This window comes from Aggregatibacter sp. (assembly GCF_057314075.1).
The window spans coordinates 358,177-374,990 of the sequence record NZ_DBHLAR010000004.1 but is presented as its reverse complement, the minus strand read 5'-3'; the positions used below and the strand labels follow the sequence as shown (position 1 = coordinate 374,990).

Here is a 16,814-nt window from a genome sequence, read left to right as displayed (position 1 = left end):
GGTCATAGGAAAGGAAAATTGAAAAAAGCAAAGCGGAATATTTTAGAGTGGAACCAGCTAATTTACGTTGAGAGATCTTGTGCTAATTGTTATTCTTTAAAAGATAACTGTTGATGTTTTAAGGAGAAAATTATGTATTTTTTAGATGGATTACCAATCGCCGCTATTATTTTTGTCGTGCTTGTTGGTGTGGTGCTTTATTCTACGCTCAAGACTGTCCCTCAAGGCTATAACTGGACTATTGAACGTTTTGGCCGTTATACCCGTACCTTAATGCCTGGTTTGAATTTTGTTGTTCCATTCGTTGATCGTGTTGGTCGTAAAATTAATATGATGGAACAGGTTTTAGATATTCCATCACAAGAAGTTATTTCAAAAGATAATGCTAATGTAGCTATTGATGCGGTATGTTTCGTTCAAGTTATTGACGCACGTAATGCTGCTTATGAAGTAAATCATTTAGAGCAAGCTATCATCAACCTTACTATGACAAATATTCGTACTGTATTAGGTTCTATGGAATTGGATGAAATGTTATCTCAACGTGATTCAATTAATAGCCGATTGCTGTCTATTGTGGATGAAGCGACAAATCCTTGGGGAATTAAGGTTACCCGTATTGAAATTCGTGATGTTCGTCCTCCACATGAATTGATTGCTGCGATGAATGCACAAATGAAAGCAGAACGTAATAAACGCGCGGATATTTTAGAAGCAGAAGGGGTGCGTCAAGCTGAGATTTTACGAGCAGAAGGGGAAAAACAATCGCGCATTCTGAAAGCCGAAGGGGAAAGACAAGAGGCATTCTTACAGGCTGAAGCCCGTGAACGTGCAGCTGAAGCGGAAGCGAAAGCAACGCAAATGGTGTCTGACGCGATTGCTCATGGTGATACGAAAGCGATTAATTACTTTATCGCACAAAAATATACTGAAGCATTGAAAGAAATTGGTGGTTCGGATAACAGTAAGGTTGTTTTAATGCCTTTAGAAGCGGGTAATTTAATCGGTTCAATTGCAGGAATCTCTGAGCTATTAAAATCTGATAAAAAAACAAATTAATCATAAAGTAGAGGTTGGTATGGAATGGTTAACAGACTGGGGTGTTTGGCATTGGCTTATTCTTGGTTTTGTCTTGCTTATTGCTGAAATTTTAGTGCCGGGAGTTTTTCTTTTATGGTGGGGATTATCTGCCATTGCGATTGCAGTTATTACAAAATTGATTCCTACGCTACCTTTTTCTTTTCTTGCGGTAATGTACGCCCTTATTGCCAGTATTCTCAGTATTATCTGGTGGCGTTATCAACATGGCAAAGATCAAATTGATCAAGCACAAAGTGCTCTTAACCAACGGGATCATGCAATGATAGGAGCGCAGGGCAAGGTTTTGGAAATTGGTGAAAATGGTATTGGTAGGGGCGCTTTTGGCGATACTACCTGGCGAATACAAGGACGTGATTTAGCTGTCAATGACATTGTTGAAGTAACGGCTGTGGATAGTATTACATTAAAAGTTAGCAAGATTTAAGGATATTAATGAAGCATTTAATTATTTTTGCTCACCCTAACCAACAAAGTCTTAATCGAGCTTTAGTAGAACGTATTGTTCAGGCATCGCATGAAATGAATGTCGAAACGATAGTACGAGATCTTTATACGTTAAATTTTAATCCCATTTTATCTTGGGATGAATTAGGTGCTTGTCAGGCAGGTATTGTACCGGCAGAAGTGAAATTTGAACAAAATCAGATAAAAGAAGCTGATTTGATTACGTTGGTCTATCCTCTTTGGTGGATGGGATTTCCGGCAATTTTGAAAGGCTATTTGGATCGAGTGTTGAGTTATGGCTTTGCTTATCAAACTGAAAATGGTTGTTCGGTAGGTTTATTGAGCGATAAGAAAATGCAGCATTTTATCACCATGGGAAATAATCTTGAGCGTTACCAAAGTCTGAATTTTGATAAGGCGTTGCAAACCTGTTTGGTTGAGGGTTTATTTAATTTCTGCGGTATTACGGATATTCAGCATGATATTTTTGGCGATATACATTTATTAAATGAAGCAGGTTATTTGAATATTTTGAATCGTGCGACACAAAAAACGCGAGAAAATCTGACCGCACTTTTAGCGAAAGAGGATAAGGCATAATGCAAGAAAATCTACAATTAAATAACTTTTCTTTGATTAGTCGATTATTTGGTAATTTATTTTATCGCCAGCCGACAGATCCTATTTTATCCGGTGTATTTGCTTGGTTAAATCAAGGTAACTTATCTCAAGTTTGGGCATTAAACGAAGATAATGACAGCCAAAAGGCGTTAGATTCATTACAAATGGCTATTGATTTAACCTTGTTAGATAAAGAATACCAAAAGCTTTTTGGTGAATCCGGAAATGTTGCAACAGAAATTTCTGCGTATGACATTTCTGTTGAAGAGTTTCATGATTTTCGCCAAGTTCGTGGTTTGCCTGAAGCCGAGAATGTCGATCATTTTGCCATGTTATTGTTAACTGCATCTTGGTTGGAAGATAATGCGGATTCTTTAAGTGCCCAACAGGAGTTATTTGAACGTTTTTTGCTGCCTTGTGCAGCTAAGTTTTTAGTGAAAGTTGAAACACAGGCTACACTGCCGTTTTATCATTCTTTGGCTTATTTAACGCGTGAAATTCTCTCTGCGATGGCGGATGAGTTAGATTCGGAAGCATGATAAAAAATTATTAAAAATAAAGGCGAGCTGGCGGCTCACCTTTTTTTATCTAGTCTTTATATAAATGATTGTCTTCATTCGGTTGTGTCTTAAAGCGGCGATGGAGCCACATATACTGTTCAACGCCTTTCATAATTTCTGTTTCAATTACTTTGTTCATTCTTGCCGCAATCTCAGCCTCATCATGTAAATCGGAAAAATCGACCGGCGGAGAGATGGTGACCGTATAGCCGGAATTATCTGCGTTTTTAAGCGGTGCGAAAGGAATTACTTTACTGTTTGGAGAAGACTTTAATAAGTAATAACTGCCGGTTGTTGTTGCAGCGTGAGGAACCGCAAAGAACGGCACGAAAACAGCATTTTTTCGACCATAGTCGTGGTCCGGTGCATACCAAATAATATCGCCATTTCGTATCGCTTTAATCATGCCACGGAGATCTTTACGATCCAGCATCGATTTATTGGAACGTAATCTCCCTTTTGTTTGAACCCAATCAAACAATGGGTTATCGTTCGGGCGATAAACCCCAATCCCCGGTTGATGAATACCAACAATACGAGCGCCCAATTCCAGTGTTAAGAAATGTATGCCGACGAAAATGATACCGTCTGCCAAATTGTCTTTTAAATAGTCAAGCCCTTCAATTTTTGACCATTTTTTTATACGACGATCAGACCAAAACCACGCCATACCGGTTTCAATAATCGCCATTCCGGTGGCACGTAGGTTGGCTTGTAAAATTTGATGAATTTGTTGTTCAGACCAGTCAGGAAAGCAAAGTTCCAGATTGCGTTTCGCGATTTTAGCGCGACGTTTGCCCACACCGGTTTTTGCAAAGAGCCAACCTAAGCCATTGCCAATTTTGCATAAAATAGGGTAAGGCAGCAGTAGAATTAAGCGGAAAATACCGAGAGCGAGCCAAAAGCCCCAGTGTTTTGGATGGAGAAATTCAATTTTAAATGTCGGAAGAACGGATTTTGCCATAAGGATTACAGGGTGACTTCAATTGGTTTTTAGTTTAACGGAATTTTTAGGAAATAGCATTTCCCCTGTGGTAATATTAGCAAAATTTTTTATTTCAATAAGTTAAGAGAAAATCAAATGGCTCAATATTCTGCACAATTTAATCAGGCAAAAGTTTTGGTATTAGGCGATGTGATGTTGGATCGCTATTGGTTTGGTGCGACCAACCGTATTTCGCCGGAAGCACCGGTGCCGGTGGTACGCGTTCAGAAAAATGAAGAGCGTGCAGGCGGTGCAGCAAATGTGGCGATGAACATCGCGTCATTAAATGTGCCGGTGCAGTTGCTAGGGTTGACCGGTCAGGATGAAGCTGGGGCAGCATTGACGGCATTATTACAACAACAAAAAATCGATTGTAACTTTGTTCAATTATCGACCCATCCAACGATTACCAAGTTACGTATTTTATCCCGTCATCAGCAGCTTTTACGCCTTGATTTTGAAGAAGATTTTCAAAATGTAACCAGTGAAACCTTATTACAAAAATTAGAAAGTGTGGTCAAAAATTACGGTGCTTTAGTGCTTTCGGATTACGGCAAAGGCACCTTAAATGATGTACAAAAAATGATTCAAATTGCGCGTAATGCCAATGTGCCGGTATTGATCGATCCGAAAGGAACGGATTTTGAACGTTATCGCGGTGCAACCTTGCTCACGCCGAATATGTCGGAATTTGAAGCGGTTGTGGGAAAATGTCATTCCGAACAAGAGATTATCGACAAGGGGCTGAAACTCATTTCAGACATCAATCTCACCGCACTTTTGGTGACACGTTCTGAAAAAGGCATGACCTTATTGCGTCCAAATCAACCGGTATTCCATTTACCGACAGAGGCCAAAGAAGTGTTTGATGTGACCGGGGCAGGTGATACGGTGATCAGCGTGCTAGCAATCGCGTTAGCGGATGGTCGTAGTTTTGAAGAGGCCTGTTATTTATCCAATGTTGCCGCTGGTATTGTGGTGGGTAAATTGGGCACATCAACCGTTTCAACTGTCGAGTTGGAAAATGCGATTCATGGGAGAACGACAGCCGGTTTTGGTGTGATGACTGAAGCTGAATTGAAACAAGCCGTGAAATTGGCAAAAGATCGTGGTGAAAAAATCGTGATGACAAACGGGTGTTTTGATATTTTGCATCCTGGTCACGTGTCTTACTTAGAAAATGCCCGTAAGCTAGGCGACCGTTTAATAGTTGCTGTGAATGCGGATGAATCGGTAAAACGCTTAAAAGGGGAAGAACGACCGATTAATCCTTTAGCCTCGAGAATGGCCGTGCTTGCCGGTCTTTCTTCTGTGGATTGGCTGGTGGCCTTTGATGAAGATACACCGCAACGTTTAATTGGTGAGATCTTGCCTGATTTATTGGTGAAAGGCGGCGACTATAAACCGGAAGACATTGCCGGCAGTCAAGAAGTCTGGGCAAACGGTGGCGAGGTGAAAGTGCTGAATTTTGAGAATGGTTTTTCTACATCGAACGTGATTAAGAAAATTAAGCATTTGGAAAAATAACACAAACAAAAAGCGCGGTTTATCCGCGCTTTTTTATTTATAAGTTATGCAACATTTTTTCAATATGCTTCAAGCCATTTAATCGAGTAGAACTTAACCGTTGAGCAATGCCTAATTCATTGAAATAAGCGGTTAGGTTAAATTGGCGCAAAGCTTCCGCAGTTTGATTTTCAATGCGCTGCAACAAAATCCATAACAAGCCATTCATAATGCGAGCTTCGCTATAGGCCTGAAAGTGAAAAGTGCGGTCTGTTTTTTCCGTGAATTTAAACCAGACTTGCACTTCACAGCCCGGAATGCTGTGCATCGTTGCAAATTCCTCTTCACTTGGCTCAGGAAGGTTTTTTCCAGCTTGAATAATCAAGCGATAGCGATCTTCCCAATGTTTTGTTTCAACTAATTGTTGTTCAATATTCATCTTAATAATTCTAAACTTTTATCTAATGCGTTAAAGAAGATTTCGACCTCTGAGGCTACATTGTATGGTGCAAAAGATAAACGCAACGTAGCCGTTTGTCCTAAACGCGCCAAATAAGGTTGGGCACAATGCTCTCCAACGCGTAGCGCAATGTGTTGTTCTGCGAGTAAGGTGGCTAAATCGGAAGCGTTAATGTCTTCAAAGATGAAACTAATCACAGAGCTTGGTTCTGGCGAATTAAAGAGGTGGCATTTTTCATAATAGCTTAAGCGTTGGCGAGTGATTTCCGCTAAATGTACAGCGGAGGATTCCATTTCTGTAATATCCCATTGGCTCAGCCACGCTAATACTGCGTTGAAACCAATGACGGCGGCAATATTGGGAGTGCCGGCTTCTAAACGGTAAGGCAACGCTGAAAACGTAATTTTCTCTTTGCTGACTTTGCTGATCATTTTACCGCCATATTGTAGCGGTTGTAGTAAATTGAGTGAGGATAATTTTCCGCTTAACACGCCAAGTCCGGTTGGTCCGTAAATTTTATGGGCAGAAAAAGCAATAAAATCCACATCCAATTCGGCTAAGTCGATTTTAACGTGGCTAATTGCTTGCGCGGCGTCCAACAAAATGAAGGCAGAACTTTTGTCTCGAATATGCTGAATCAGTTGTTTGACAGGTTGCTGAGTACCGGTGACATTCGAGGCAAAATTTAACGCCACCAGTTTAGTGTTTGAATTTAATTGTTTTAGCAATGTTTCGGTATTAATTAACCAATTGTCATCAATCGGCAATACATGAAGTTTTGCCCCGCTTTTTTCGGCAATTTGATGCCAAGTAACGAAATTGGCGTGATGATCCGCTTCACTAATAATGATTTCATCGCCTGTCTTTAGATGTGGCAATAAGCCATTTGCAACGGTATTAATCGCTTGAGTAGTGCCTGATGTCCAAATGACCGATTGTTCATCTTCCGCATTAATGAGGTGTTTTACACGAGTACGAGCTCGCTCGTAAAGTGCGGTCTGTTTTTCATCATATTGGCTACGATGCACCGAACCGGCAGACTGGTAAAAATCTATCGTGGCATCAATGAGACATTGTGGTTTTAATGTTGTTGCAGCGTTATCTAAATAGACTACTGCATAGTTATGCGTGAAATAAGGAAAATATTGACGAAATGTCATAGGCTCAAAATTCATGTAACTTACCTTTTGGAATGACGCCATAAGTGCGGTTCAATTGGAGAACGATCCTGCCATAAACCAAGGCGTTTATTTCGGGCAATTTGTTCGGCTTGGGCATAAATAGGTGTCGTTGCATATTGTTTATATGCCCAGGCCATGCCTTGTTGCACCATGATTAAATTGACATTTTGCCCTTGGGAATTATATACCGTGGCTAACGTGCGATGATAACGCTCTTCTCCTGTTACTGCCAGTTTGACATGTCGTTGGTGAATGAGTGAAGCAAGTCGTTGACGAGATTTTTTACCGAAAGGTTGATGATGTTCAGGTGCGTCAATTTCGGCTAAACGTACTTTTATCTGTTGGTTATTTGTGGTTAGGCAGGTAAAGGTGTCGCCATCAGTAATGCTTACAACACGACAGGCAAGCATTTTTGCCTGAAGCGTAAAAGAGAACAGCAACAGTAGAATGCAGAAAAATCCTTGTGGCATAATCATTATCGCATTAAAAGTGCGGTCGTTTTTCTCGGTAAATTTTAAGTGGAAAGGAAGATTCAATTACAAAAAAAGCTGCGTTTTACCGCAGCTTTTATTCTTCAGAAACTTATCGTTGGTGCCTAGGGTCGGACTCGAACCGACACGTTTATTCAACGGCGGATTTTGAATCCGCTGCGTCTACCAATTTCGCCACCCAGGCAACACTGATAAGTCTCGTAAAAACGAGCGGTATTATAAGGGATCGTATTTCAGTTGCAAGTAAAAACTTTGTAATTTTATTTAACTGTATAAAATTCAACACATTTGATGATTTTTATCTGTGAAATGTTGATCGCACTTTTCCTTTTTCTGGCTTTATTTTCCCTTATTTTGAATAAAAAACTCCCCCTAAGTACTAAAATAGGCGTAGAATGACTTTGCATCTTTATTTTAAAGTTTAAAAAAAAGTTGAGTTTATTTATGTATCGGAAAGCGTTTGAATTAGCAAGATCGTTGCTCATTCTTTATCTTATGCTCTATCTTGGCGGTTTAGTCGCCCATTACGTACCTATTGGTATTCCATCGAGTATTTGGGGGTTATTACTGCTGTTTACCTGCTTAATTTTGCGTATCGTCAAAGTGGAGTGGGTGATATTTTCCTCTCGTCTTTTAATTCGTTATATGGCGCTTTTGTTTGTGCCGGTCAGTGTGGGAATCATCAAATACTCCGGTTTGCTCATGGATCAAATGAAAGAATTGTTGTTGCCGAATATTGTCAGTACTTGCGTCACCTTGGTTGTAATCGGTTTACTTTCTGATTATTTGTTTTCCCTCAAATCCTTTACGCACCTCAAACATAAAATCATGAAAAAACGGGCGAAGGAGGAATGATGTCTTATCTTGTTTATGCATATACGTTATTGACAATTTTAGCTTTCACGTTGGCCGTGAAAATCAATCAACGCTGGAAATCGGTGGTATTAAATAGCTTTGTGTTAACCGTATTAATGTTAGTGGCTGTCTTGCTGGTCTTTCATTTGCCTTATGATAACTATATGGTCGGTAATGCGCCGCTGAATAATTTGTTAGGCGTTAGTATTGTGGCATTGGCAGTGCCATTATATGAGCAACTTCGACAAATTAGTCGTCACTGGCAGATTATTTTAATTACCACTGTGTCCGCGTCTCTCTTAGCCATGTTTAGTGGTGCGGTATTGGCGTTACTTCTTGGCGCGAAACCGGATATTGTGGCGACCATTTTACCGAAATCCATTACCACACCGATTGCCATGGCAGTATCTGAAAATTTGGGCGGGATTCCTTCCGTTGCTGCGGTGGGTGTCGTTGTTGCAGGTCTGCAAGGATCGATTTTTGGCTATTTACTCTTGAATAAAATCGGTTTAAAAAATCAAGAAGCGATCGGTTTATCCGTCGGGGCGATTTCACATGCGCTAGGCACGGTAAGTTGCATGGAAAATAATGCAAAAGCAGGGAGTTACAGTTCCATTTCTTTAGTATTGTGCGGTATCATTAGCTCAATTTTGGCACCTCTTGTCTTCAAATTGATCTACGCGTTGGTATAGCATGAAAAATCAAATTAATCCCCGTTGGCAGCAGCGTTTTATCGATGATAAACCACGGGAAAAAGACCACCGTCCGCCATTCCGTCGTGATCGCGGGCGTATTCTCCATTCCGCCGCTTTTCGCTGTTTACAGGCAAAAACGCAAATTCATGCTGTGGGCGAAAATGATTTTTACCGCACTCGATTAACCCACTCTTTGGAAGTGGCACAAATCGGCAGCAGCCTTGTGGCGCAACTCAAATTTGCTGAAGCCTTTGTCACCTTGGCACAACAACTGTCTTTGGATAAAAGCGAGTTGCAGAAGCAACTGAGCCCTTTGTTACCCACCAATGATTTAATCGAAAGTTTATGTTTTGCGCACGACATCGGCCATCCGCCTTTTGGGCATGGTGGCGAAGTGGCACTCAATTATATGATGCGCAATAATGGCGGTTTTGAGGGGAACGCACAGACATTTCGCTTGCTTACTAAGCTTGAACCTTACACGCCCAATGCGGGGATGAATTTAACCCGTCGCACCATTCTTGGCATTGTGAAATACCCGACTATTTTGGATCTCTCTTCCGCGCAATATGATCAATTCGCGGAAAGTCAACACAGTGATCCTCGTTATGTCAAAATCGCTGACTGGCGACCGGGGAAAGGATTATTCCGTGATGATCTTGACATGTTTAACTGGTTGCTCGAACCGCTTTCTGAACGTGATCGTGCGTTATTCGGTTCACTCCAAAAAGTGCGGTCAGATCCGCAAGAGATTTTAAAGACTCGTTTTAAATCCCTCGACTGTAGCATTATGGAGCTGGCGGATGATATCGCTTATGGTGTGCATGATTTGGAAGATGCCATCGTCGTTGGTGTTGTCAATGTGCAGCAATGGCAAGAGGCCTTGAATGCATTGAAAGACTGTCAATCAGATTGGATGCGACAACATATTGACGATATCAGTGCAAAACTGTTTTCTGATCAACATTACTTACGTAAAAACGCTATCGGTGCGTTAGTGAATTATTTCATCACCAATGTGCGTTGGAAAACTCAACCTGAATTTAGCGATCCGCTGTTGCGTTATAACGCGGAATTACCGTTGGAAGTGGTGGGCGTGCTAAAAGTATTCAAAAATTTTGTCCAGAAATACGTGATTAATAACGTGGAAACGCAACGTGTAGAATATAAAGGTCAGCGTATTTTGACGGAGCTGTTCCAAATTTTTGATTCGGATCCGCAACGATTACTCCCAACCAACACCGCCAACCGCTGGCGGAATGCAGAAGAAAACGGTAAAAAACGCGTGATTTGCGATTACATTGCCGGCATGTCGGATGCGTATGCATTGAAGGTGTATCAGCAACTTTAAAGTGCGGTCGTTATTTATCATTAATATGAAATGACGCTTGCTGAGCTTGTCGATGCATAAGCTATTTCATCACTATTTTTTCATTTTTATAGGATTTTTTTGTGGCACTTATTAGTTTAACTAACGGATATCTTTCTTTCAGCGATGCTCCTTTATTGGATCATGCCGAACTACATATTGAGCCTAATGAGCGCGTGTGTTTAGTCGGTCGCAATGGCGCCGGCAAATCTACGTTGCTAAAAATTATTGCCGGTGATGTCATCATGGATGACGGCAAAGTACAGTATGAAAAAGACTTGGTTGTGTCCCGTTTAGAGCAGGATCCGCCGCGCCATGCGGAAGGCAATGTGTTTGATTATGTGGCGGAAGGGATTGAGCATTTGGCGGATTTATTGAAGGAATACCATTATATTTCCGTGCAGCTAGAGCAGCATTACAGCGAGCAGACGTTAAACCAACTCGCTCAAATTCAAGCGAAATTGGAACACGCCAACGGCTGGCAGTTTGAAAATAAAATCAATGAAGTGTTACAAAAACTTGAATTAAATCCGAATACGAAACTTGCTGATTTATCCGGTGGTTGGTTGCGTAAAGCCGCTTTGGCGCGCGCCTTAGTGTGTAACCCGGATGTGTTGTTGTTAGATGAGCCGACTAACCACTTGGATGTGGATGCCATCGAATGGCTGGAAAATTTCCTGATGGAATTTGGCGGGAGCATTGTGTTTATTTCTCACGATCGTTCTTTCATTCGCAAAATGGCGACTCGCATCGTGGATTTAGATCGCGGCAAATTGGTGTCTTACCCCGGCAACTACGATTTATACCTTACCGCGAAAGAAGAAAACTTGCGGGTAGAAGCGTTACAAAATGAGTTATTTGATAAACGCTTAGCGCAAGAGGAGGTCTGGATTCGCCAAGGCATTAAAGCCCGTCGCACCCGTAATGAAGGACGCGTGCGCGCGTTAAAAGCCATGCGCGAAGAACGTCGCCAACGTCGTGACGTGATGGGCACCGCAAAATTGCAATTAGACACGTCCAGCCGCTCCGGCAAAATCGTATTTGAAATGGAAAACGTCAGTTACGACATTGACGGCAAACAATTACTTAACGATTTTAGCACCACCATTTTACGCGGCGACAAAATCGCTTTAGTCGGCCCGAACGGGTGTGGTAAAACCACCTTTATCAAATTGCTACTCGGCGAAATTCAACCTACAAGTGGATCCATACGCTGTGGTACCAAATTAGAGATTGCCTATTTTGATCAATATCGTGCCGATCTCGATCCGGAAAAATCCGTGATGGATAACGTTGCCGACGGTAAGCAGGACGTGGAAGTCAACGGCATCAAGCGCCATGTGTTGGGCTATTTGCAAGATTTCTTGTTCCCACCGAAACGTGCTATGACGCCAGTAAAAGCCCTTTCTGGTGGTGAACGTAATCGCTTGTTATTAGCAAAATTATTATTAAAACCAAATAACTTATTGATTCTCGATGAACCGACCAATGACTTGGACGTCGAAACCTTGGAGCTTTTGGAAGAAATTCTCACCGACTACCAAGGCACATTACTCATCGTCAGCCACGACCGTCAATTCATCGATAACACCGCGACGGAATGCTACATCTTTGAAGGCGATGGCGTGTTGAATAAATATGTTGGTGGCTTCTTCGATGCCAAACAGCAACAAGCCAATTATTTTACTCAAAAAGCAGAACAGAACGCAGAAAAACAGAAAAAAGTTGAGTCGAAAAAAGAAGAAAGTGCGGTGGAAAATAAAGCTGTTTCCAATAAACCCAAATCCGTCAAACTTTCTTACAAAGAACAGCGTGAACTGGAACAACTCCCGCAACTGTTGGAAGAGTTAGAAGAAAAAATCACCGCACTTCAAACCGAAATTGGTGATCCGAGTTTCTTCCAACAAGCTCACGATGTGACGGATGGCAAGCTGAAAGCCTTGGCTGACGCTGAAGCCGAACTAGAAACAGCATTTATGCGTTGGGAAGCATTGGAAGAAAAGAAAAATGTGGCGGAAGGGAAATAGCTAAATTGTTTGATATGAAATAAAAAAGTGCGGTGGATTTTCACCGCACTTTTTTTGTTAAATCAGATTACTAATAAAAATCACCAAAATAATAAACGGCACGACAAATTTCACGTAGTTAAACCAAAGTTTGGTAAAAGTAGAATCTGGCGTTGGCGACAGTTCTTTTTTTGCGTCGTCTTTTAACACGAAACCCACGAAAAACGCGCAACCAAGGGCAGTAAGCATAAACAGAATATTGCCACTAACGAAATCAAAGGCATCGAAAATGCTTTTGCCGAAGAAGGTGACGTCTTTCCAAAGATTATCCCCTAAAATAGACGGCAGGTTGCCTAAGAGAAAAATTCCGCTGAGCGTTAGAATAATGGCTTTGCTACGGCGCATTCTGAGTTTTTCTTGTAAGGCCGTGATGATCACTTCATAAATGGTGATAGACGTGGTCAATGCGGCAATCAGCAATAAGCCAAAGAAGATAATCGCAAAGAATTTACCCGCCCATAAATGGGAGAACACAATCGGCAAACTTTGGAATACCAATGTTGGGCCGGCATTCGGTTCAATGCCAAAGGTAAACAAAGACGGGAAAATCATAAAGCCGGCTAACACGGCGATAATGGTGTTAGTGAAGCCGGTGATAACGGCGGTTTGGATTAAATTTTCTTCTTTATTTAAGTAGCTGGAAAGGGTGATTAACACACCGAAACCTAAGCTTAAAGCGAAGAAAACTTGTCCCAACACGAAAACAAATAATTTTGGAGTAATTTTAGAAAAATCCGGTTTGAGGTAAAAGGTGATACCTTCCATTGCCCCCGGCAAGGTAATATTACGAATAACCATGCCAATCAAGAAAATAAACAGCAATGGCATTAAGTATTTCACGGAGCGTTCAATACCACCGATAATGCCTTTTGCCAAAATAATGTAATTGACGAGTACAAAAAGTGCGGTGTAAATAATGATTTCAACCGGGCTGTTACTGATGTGTAAATCGTAGAAATCTTTTGCGACATCTTTGGTGATGGGCGTAGAAATATCAAGCGTACCACTGATGAGATTAATGATATAGGTAATCACCCAACCGCCAAGTACCATGTAATACGCCATGATCCCGAACGCACCGAGAAGCCCCATATAACCAAGCAGTTTCCAAGATTTAGAAATTCCTTTGCCTTTATCTAAAATTTTATCGCCAAAGGCATCAATGGAGTTGACCCGTAAACGACGACCAATCACGTTTTCTACTAAAATCATTGGAATACCAATGACAATCATCGCAATGCAAAATAGCAATACATAGGCACCGCCACCGTTTTCTCCCACCAAATAGGGAAAGCGCCATGTTGCGCCAAAACCGACGGTTGCGCCGGCAACGGTAAGTACATAAGTTAAACGACTGGACCAGGTTTGTCGTTCTGATTTTGGTGTTGTCATAAGTTTTCCTGTATTTTTAATATTCTGTTTTATTTTTATATTCGCACAAATCTTCAATGATGCACGCACCGCAGCGAGGTTTGCGCGCCACGCAAGTATATCGTCCATGCAAAATTAACCAGTGGTGTACATCCACCTTAAATTCGGCAGGAACCACTTTTATCAATTTTTCTTCGACTTTCACCACATCTTTGCCGGGCGCAAAGCCGGTACGGTTACAGACGCGAAAAATATGGGTATCCACGGCGATAGTCGGATGTCCAAATGCGGTATTTAATACCACATTGGCCGTTTTTCTTCCTACGCCGGCAAGGGCTTCTAACGCTTCGCGATCTTCAGGCACTTCACCGTGGTGTTTTTCAATTAAATCACGGCAGGTTTTGATGATATTTTCTGCTTTGCTATTAAATAGGCCAATCGTTTTGATGTATTCTTTTAAGCCATCCACGCCCAACGCCAAAATCGCTTGCGGTGTATTGGCGATAGGAAAGAGTTTATCTGTCGCTTTATTTACCCCTTTGTCAGTGGCTTGTGCTGACAAAATCACGGCAATTAATAATTCAAAGGGCGAGCTAAAATTCAGTTCCGTGGTTGGGTGCGGATTGGCAGCACGCAGACGTCTTAGAATTTCAATTCTTTTTTCTTTATTCATTATTTTTTACTGTCTATGAGATTTTTTAAGGCTAATAACAATGCCAGTCCGATAAATGCACCCGGTGGGAGAATGGCCAATAACAAATTGCTGTCGTTGTGGAACAATTCAATGCGCATAAAGGTTGCCCAGTTGCCCAATAAGTTTTCGATGCCGTCAAATAACGTACCGTTGCCGATCGCTTCACGTAGGGCACCTAATGCGACCAAGCCGCATAACATCCCTAATCCCATGGAAAAACCATCAAAGGCAGAATGGGCGATACTGTTCTTTGAGGCAAAGGCTTCCGCCCGCCCGATCACAATACAGTTGGTCACAATCAGCGGAATAAAAATACCGAGTGATTGGTAAAGCGGGTAAGTATAAGCATTCATCAGTAACTGCACCACAGTAACCGTCGTGGCAATGATCATGACGTAAATCGGAATCCGAATTTCGTTGGGAATATGTTGACGAAAAATCGATATGACCGTATTGGTACAGGTGAGCACCAGCATGGTGGCTAAACCTAAACCCAGGGCATTCGTTGCCGTATTGGACACAGCAAGTAGCGGACACAATCCCAGCAATTGCACCACCGTGGAGTTATTCGTCCAAATACCTTGAACGAAAATGGTTTTCCAAATGCTTTTTTCATTTGGAATTGTCACCGCACTTTTATTTTCGACAGATTGGCTTTCTGCCGGCGCTTCAGTTATTTCATCTCGTTTATCCATTATTCTTTCTCTTTCGGTAAATTATCCAACATAGCAAGTGCAGCGCGTTTTACTTGATTGACCACAGCGCGCGGCGTGATTGTCGCCCCAGCGAATTGATCGAATTTACCGCCGTCTTTTTTGACTGCCCATTCTGCCGCTTTCTCTTGGCTGATGACTTGATGATCAAAGCTCAAAATCCAATTGGAAATACGCGTTTCGATTTTATCGCCTAAGCCCGGCGTTTCATGATGTTCTGTAATGCGCACACCAAGCACTTCGCCGTCCGGTTTCATGCCGACTAAAATACGAATGTCACCGGAATAACCGTCATGTGCCACACTTTCAAAGGCATAAGCGGTAATCTTGCTGTCTTTTTTTGCCATACAGATTTTCTGAATATCCACGTTTTGTAAAGCGTGGTTTTTCGGCGTGTAGCAATCTTGCGTTAAATCATTCGTAAAATAATCCTGTGGAATCACTTGTAATAATAACGCCCGTTGTTGCGCTTGCATTGCCTGATCGATTTTATCTTTCGTGAGAAAATAAATGCCGCTCGAAATTGCTGTGCAACAAAATGCCACAAAAGCCAATAACACGCCGTATTTGGAGGTAATTTTAATTGTTTGCATGATGTCTCCTTATCCACGATGACCGGCGACCCGTGGACGGGTGTAATGATCGATTAACGGCACGCAAATGTTGCTGAGCAAGACGGCAAATGCCACGCCGTCAGGGTAGTTGCCATAAAACCGAATTAAATAAACGAATAATCCCACCAATGCACCAAATACCAATTTGCCTCGTGGCGTAATAGAGGCGGTAACAGGATCAGTGGCGATAAAAAATGCACCGAACATCATGGCACCGCTGAATAACTGTGCCGGTGCGGTTAAGTGCGCACCGTTGCCGAAGAGTTCGGTGAGCAAGCTCAATAGTGCAAAACTGCCTAGCATCGCGACCGGAATTTGCCAGTGAATCACCTTTTTCAGTATTAAAAAGATGCCTCCCAGTAAAAAGGCCAAGTTAATTTGCCACCAACCTTGCGCGAAATCCCAACCGTTTTGTGTGAAAATCGGTAAGTTAGTCAATTCATAAAATGCCGCTTCGGAACATATCGCATCGGTTATGCAGGAGCCTGCAGAAGAATAAAAGGTTCGTACGGTATCTAACGGTGTCGCTTGCGTAATGCCGTCAATGGACGCCGTTAATTGATGCAGGCTAAAACCATCGGTGGTTAATCCGGTAAAAATTAATTGCCATGCATCCTCCAGTGTAGGGGGCTCTGCTAATAAGGCAATGGGCGGCATCCAGCTGGTCATTTGTAATGGAAAGGAGACGAGCAACACGACATATCCCACCATCGCAGGGTTAAAGGGATTTTGTCCTAACCCGCCATAAACATGTTTGCCTAAAATAACCGCACAAAATGTACCAATAAGAATAATCCAATAAGGCGCATAAGGCGGAATCGCCACTGCAAGAATCAGTGCGGTCAAAATTACACTCAAATCGGAAAGGTAACTTAAGGGCGGTTGTTTGCGCAAAAAAGTCACCAACAATTCCAGCACCAAAGCAAAACTGATTGCCAAGGCGGCTTGAATCAGCACGCCAACGCCGAAGTAATGCACTTGTAATGCCATCGCCGGCAGCATGGCTAACATCACCCAAAGCATAATTCGCATGGTGAGTTTTCCCGAATGAGTATGGGGTGAACTTATCATCTTAAACATGGGTTATT

General features: G+C 42.0%; 18 protein-coding genes and 1 tRNA gene. 9 read left to right on the top strand and 10 right to left on the bottom strand.

Annotated elements, in window-relative coordinates; translation table 11 throughout:
* Nucleotides 1-132: 132 nt before the first annotated feature.
* From ACO5E4_RS03435 to ACO5E4_RS03420, 4 genes are read left to right on the top strand one after another with little or no spacing between them, the layout of a single operon-like run.
* Nucleotides 133-1,059, top strand: a complete 927-nt coding sequence (locus ACO5E4_RS03435) for an SPFH domain-containing protein (RefSeq protein ID WP_111294049.1) — start codon at nt 133-135, stop codon at nt 1,057-1,059.
* Nucleotides 1,060-1,078: 19 nt separating this feature from the next.
* Nucleotides 1,079-1,525, top strand: coding sequence for an NfeD family protein (locus tag ACO5E4_RS03430; protein ID WP_485862070.1), 447 nt, complete (start codon nt 1,079-1,081; stop codon nt 1,523-1,525).
* 8 nt (nt 1,526-1,533) lie between these two features.
* Complete coding sequence (locus ACO5E4_RS03425) at nt 1,534-2,145, top strand: NAD(P)H-dependent oxidoreductase (protein ID WP_485862069.1); 612 nt, start codon at nt 1,534-1,536, stop codon at nt 2,143-2,145.
* Nucleotides 2,145-2,705, top strand: coding sequence for a TorD/DmsD family molecular chaperone (locus tag ACO5E4_RS03420; RefSeq protein ID WP_485862068.1), 561 nt, complete (start codon nt 2,145-2,147; stop codon nt 2,703-2,705). The genes ACO5E4_RS03425 and ACO5E4_RS03420 overlap by 1 nt, the downstream gene beginning before the upstream one ends.
* 49 nt (nt 2,706-2,754) lie before the next feature.
* On the opposite strand, the gene ACO5E4_RS03415 is transcribed toward ACO5E4_RS03420, so the two are convergent.
* Nucleotides 2,755-3,690 carry a Kdo(2)-lipid IV(A) acyltransferase gene (locus ACO5E4_RS03415; RefSeq protein WP_485862067.1) on the bottom strand — a complete coding sequence of 312 codons (936 nt, stop codon included), beginning with the start codon at nt 3,688-3,690 and terminating at the stop codon, nt 2,755-2,757.
* Between the two features lie 117 nt (nt 3,691-3,807).
* Between ACO5E4_RS03415 and hldE the strand changes: the two genes are divergently transcribed.
* Entirely contained in the window at nt 3,808-5,238 is a 1,431-nt protein-coding gene (gene hldE / locus ACO5E4_RS03410) for a bifunctional D-glycero-beta-D-manno-heptose-7-phosphate kinase/D-glycero-beta-D-manno-heptose 1-phosphate adenylyltransferase HldE (RefSeq protein WP_485862066.1), read from the top strand.
* Nucleotides 5,239-5,275: 37 nt separating this feature from the next.
* Here hldE and ACO5E4_RS03405 read toward each other — a convergent pair whose 3' ends face one another.
* From ACO5E4_RS03405 to ACO5E4_RS03390, 4 genes are all read right to left on the bottom strand, one after another.
* Nucleotides 5,276-5,656, bottom strand: a complete 381-nt coding sequence (locus tag ACO5E4_RS03405) for a SufE family protein (RefSeq protein ID WP_314954931.1) — start codon at nt 5,654-5,656, stop codon at nt 5,276-5,278.
* Entirely contained in the window at nt 5,653-6,852 is a 1,200-nt protein-coding gene (locus ACO5E4_RS03400; RefSeq protein ID WP_485862065.1) for an aminotransferase class V-fold PLP-dependent enzyme, read from the bottom strand. Before ACO5E4_RS03400 ends, ACO5E4_RS03405 begins: the two co-directional genes overlap by 4 nt.
* 5 nt (nt 6,853-6,857) lie before the next feature.
* Nucleotides 6,858-7,334: a thermonuclease family protein gene (locus tag ACO5E4_RS03395; RefSeq protein WP_485862077.1), complete on the bottom strand. Its 477-nt coding sequence runs from the start codon at nt 7,332-7,334 to the stop codon at nt 6,858-6,860.
* 113 nt (nt 7,335-7,447) lie between these two features.
* Nucleotides 7,448-7,533 (bottom strand) — tRNA-Leu (locus tag ACO5E4_RS03390).
* Between the two features lie 260 nt (nt 7,534-7,793).
* On the opposite strand from ACO5E4_RS03390, the gene ACO5E4_RS03385 reads away from it, so the two are divergent.
* The 4 genes from ACO5E4_RS03385 to ACO5E4_RS03370 all read left to right on the top strand — a co-directional run bounded on the left by ACO5E4_RS03385 (nt 7,794) and on the right by ACO5E4_RS03370 (nt 12,295).
* Nucleotides 7,794-8,204: a CidA/LrgA family protein gene (locus ACO5E4_RS03385; RefSeq protein WP_314954922.1), complete on the top strand. Its 411-nt coding sequence runs from the start codon at nt 7,794-7,796 to the stop codon at nt 8,202-8,204.
* Nucleotides 8,201-8,896 carry a CidB/LrgB family autolysis modulator gene (locus tag ACO5E4_RS03380; RefSeq protein ID WP_485862064.1) on the top strand — a complete coding sequence of 232 codons (696 nt, stop codon included), beginning with the start codon at nt 8,201-8,203 and terminating at the stop codon, nt 8,894-8,896. The genes ACO5E4_RS03385 and ACO5E4_RS03380 overlap by 4 nt, the downstream gene beginning before the upstream one ends.
* A gap of 1 nt (nt 8,897) precedes the next feature.
* The gene (locus ACO5E4_RS03375) at nt 8,898-10,250 is read left to right on the top strand and encodes an anti-phage deoxyguanosine triphosphatase (RefSeq protein WP_485862063.1); all 1,353 of its coding nucleotides are present in this window, start codon (nt 8,898-8,900) and stop codon (nt 10,248-10,250) included.
* 101 nt (nt 10,251-10,351) lie between these two features.
* Nucleotides 10,352-12,295, top strand: a complete 1,944-nt coding sequence (locus tag ACO5E4_RS03370; protein WP_485862062.1) for an ABC transporter ATP-binding protein — start codon at nt 10,352-10,354, stop codon at nt 12,293-12,295.
* Nucleotides 12,296-12,352: 57 nt separating this feature from the next.
* Here ACO5E4_RS03370 and ACO5E4_RS03365 read toward each other — a convergent pair whose 3' ends face one another.
* From ACO5E4_RS03365 to rsxD, 5 genes are read right to left on the bottom strand one after another with little or no spacing between them, the layout of a single operon-like run.
* Nucleotides 12,353-13,726, bottom strand: coding sequence for a sodium-dependent transporter (locus ACO5E4_RS03365; RefSeq protein WP_485862061.1), 1,374 nt, complete (start codon nt 13,724-13,726; stop codon nt 12,353-12,355).
* A gap of 16 nt (nt 13,727-13,742) precedes the next feature.
* On the bottom strand, nt 13,743-14,378 hold the full coding sequence (gene nth, locus ACO5E4_RS03360; protein WP_485862060.1) for an endonuclease III: 636 nt from the start codon (nt 14,376-14,378) through the stop codon (nt 13,743-13,745).
* Nucleotides 14,378-15,094 (bottom strand): electron transport complex subunit E, encoded by a 717-nt coding sequence (locus tag ACO5E4_RS03355; RefSeq protein WP_485862059.1) that lies wholly within the window; start codon nt 15,092-15,094, stop codon nt 14,378-14,380. Before ACO5E4_RS03355 ends, nth begins: the two co-directional genes overlap by 1 nt.
* On the bottom strand, nt 15,094-15,705 hold the full coding sequence (rsxG, locus tag ACO5E4_RS03350) for an electron transport complex subunit RsxG (RefSeq protein ID WP_485862058.1): 612 nt from the start codon (nt 15,703-15,705) through the stop codon (nt 15,094-15,096). Before rsxG ends, ACO5E4_RS03355 begins: the two co-directional genes overlap by 1 nt.
* A gap of 9 nt (nt 15,706-15,714) precedes the next feature.
* Nucleotides 15,715-16,806, bottom strand: a complete 1,092-nt coding sequence (rsxD, locus tag ACO5E4_RS03345) for an electron transport complex subunit RsxD (RefSeq protein ID WP_314954906.1) — start codon at nt 16,804-16,806, stop codon at nt 15,715-15,717.
* Nucleotides 16,807-16,814 lie beyond the last annotated feature (8 nt).

Excerpts from the sequence above, each read along its gene's own strand:
- ACO5E4_RS03425 (WP_485862069.1), top strand. The coding sequence starts at position 1,534 with ATGAAGCATTTAATTATTTTTGCTCACCCTAACCAACAAAGTCTTAAT.
- ACO5E4_RS03385 (WP_314954922.1), top strand. The coding sequence starts at position 7,794 with ATGTATCGGAAAGCGTTTGAATTAGCAAGATCGTTGCTCATTCTTTAT.
- nth (WP_485862060.1), bottom strand. The coding sequence starts at position 14,378 with ATGAATAAAGAAAAAAGAATTGAAATTCTAAGACGTCTGCGTGCTGCC.
- hldE (WP_485862066.1), top strand. The coding sequence starts at position 3,808 with ATGGCTCAATATTCTGCACAATTTAATCAGGCAAAAGTTTTGGTATTA.
- ACO5E4_RS03435 (WP_111294049.1), top strand. The coding sequence starts at position 133 with ATGTATTTTTTAGATGGATTACCAATCGCCGCTATTATTTTTGTCGTG.
- ACO5E4_RS03375 (WP_485862063.1), top strand. The coding sequence starts at position 8,898 with ATGAAAAATCAAATTAATCCCCGTTGGCAGCAGCGTTTTATCGATGAT.
- rsxG (WP_485862058.1), bottom strand. The coding sequence starts at position 15,705 with ATGCAAACAATTAAAATTACCTCCAAATACGGCGTGTTATTGGCTTTT.
- ACO5E4_RS03365 (WP_485862061.1), bottom strand. The coding sequence starts at position 13,726 with ATGACAACACCAAAATCAGAACGACAAACCTGGTCCAGTCGTTTAACT.
- ACO5E4_RS03400 (WP_485862065.1), bottom strand. The coding sequence starts at position 6,852 with ATGAATTTTGAGCCTATGACATTTCGTCAATATTTTCCTTATTTCACG.
- rsxD (WP_314954906.1), bottom strand. The coding sequence starts at position 16,806 with ATGTTTAAGATGATAAGTTCACCCCATACTCATTCGGGAAAACTCACC.
- ACO5E4_RS03355 (WP_485862059.1), bottom strand. The coding sequence starts at position 15,094 with ATGGATAAACGAGATGAAATAACTGAAGCGCCGGCAGAAAGCCAATCT.
- ACO5E4_RS03415 (WP_485862067.1), bottom strand. The coding sequence starts at position 3,690 with ATGGCAAAATCCGTTCTTCCGACATTTAAAATTGAATTTCTCCATCCA.
- ACO5E4_RS03380 (WP_485862064.1), top strand. The coding sequence starts at position 8,201 with ATGATGTCTTATCTTGTTTATGCATATACGTTATTGACAATTTTAGCT.
- ACO5E4_RS03395 (WP_485862077.1), bottom strand. The coding sequence starts at position 7,334 with ATGATTATGCCACAAGGATTTTTCTGCATTCTACTGTTGCTGTTCTCT.
- ACO5E4_RS03405 (WP_314954931.1), bottom strand. The coding sequence starts at position 5,656 with ATGAATATTGAACAACAATTAGTTGAAACAAAACATTGGGAAGATCGC.
- ACO5E4_RS03420 (WP_485862068.1), top strand. The coding sequence starts at position 2,145 with ATGCAAGAAAATCTACAATTAAATAACTTTTCTTTGATTAGTCGATTA.
- ACO5E4_RS03430 (WP_485862070.1), top strand. The coding sequence starts at position 1,079 with ATGGAATGGTTAACAGACTGGGGTGTTTGGCATTGGCTTATTCTTGGT.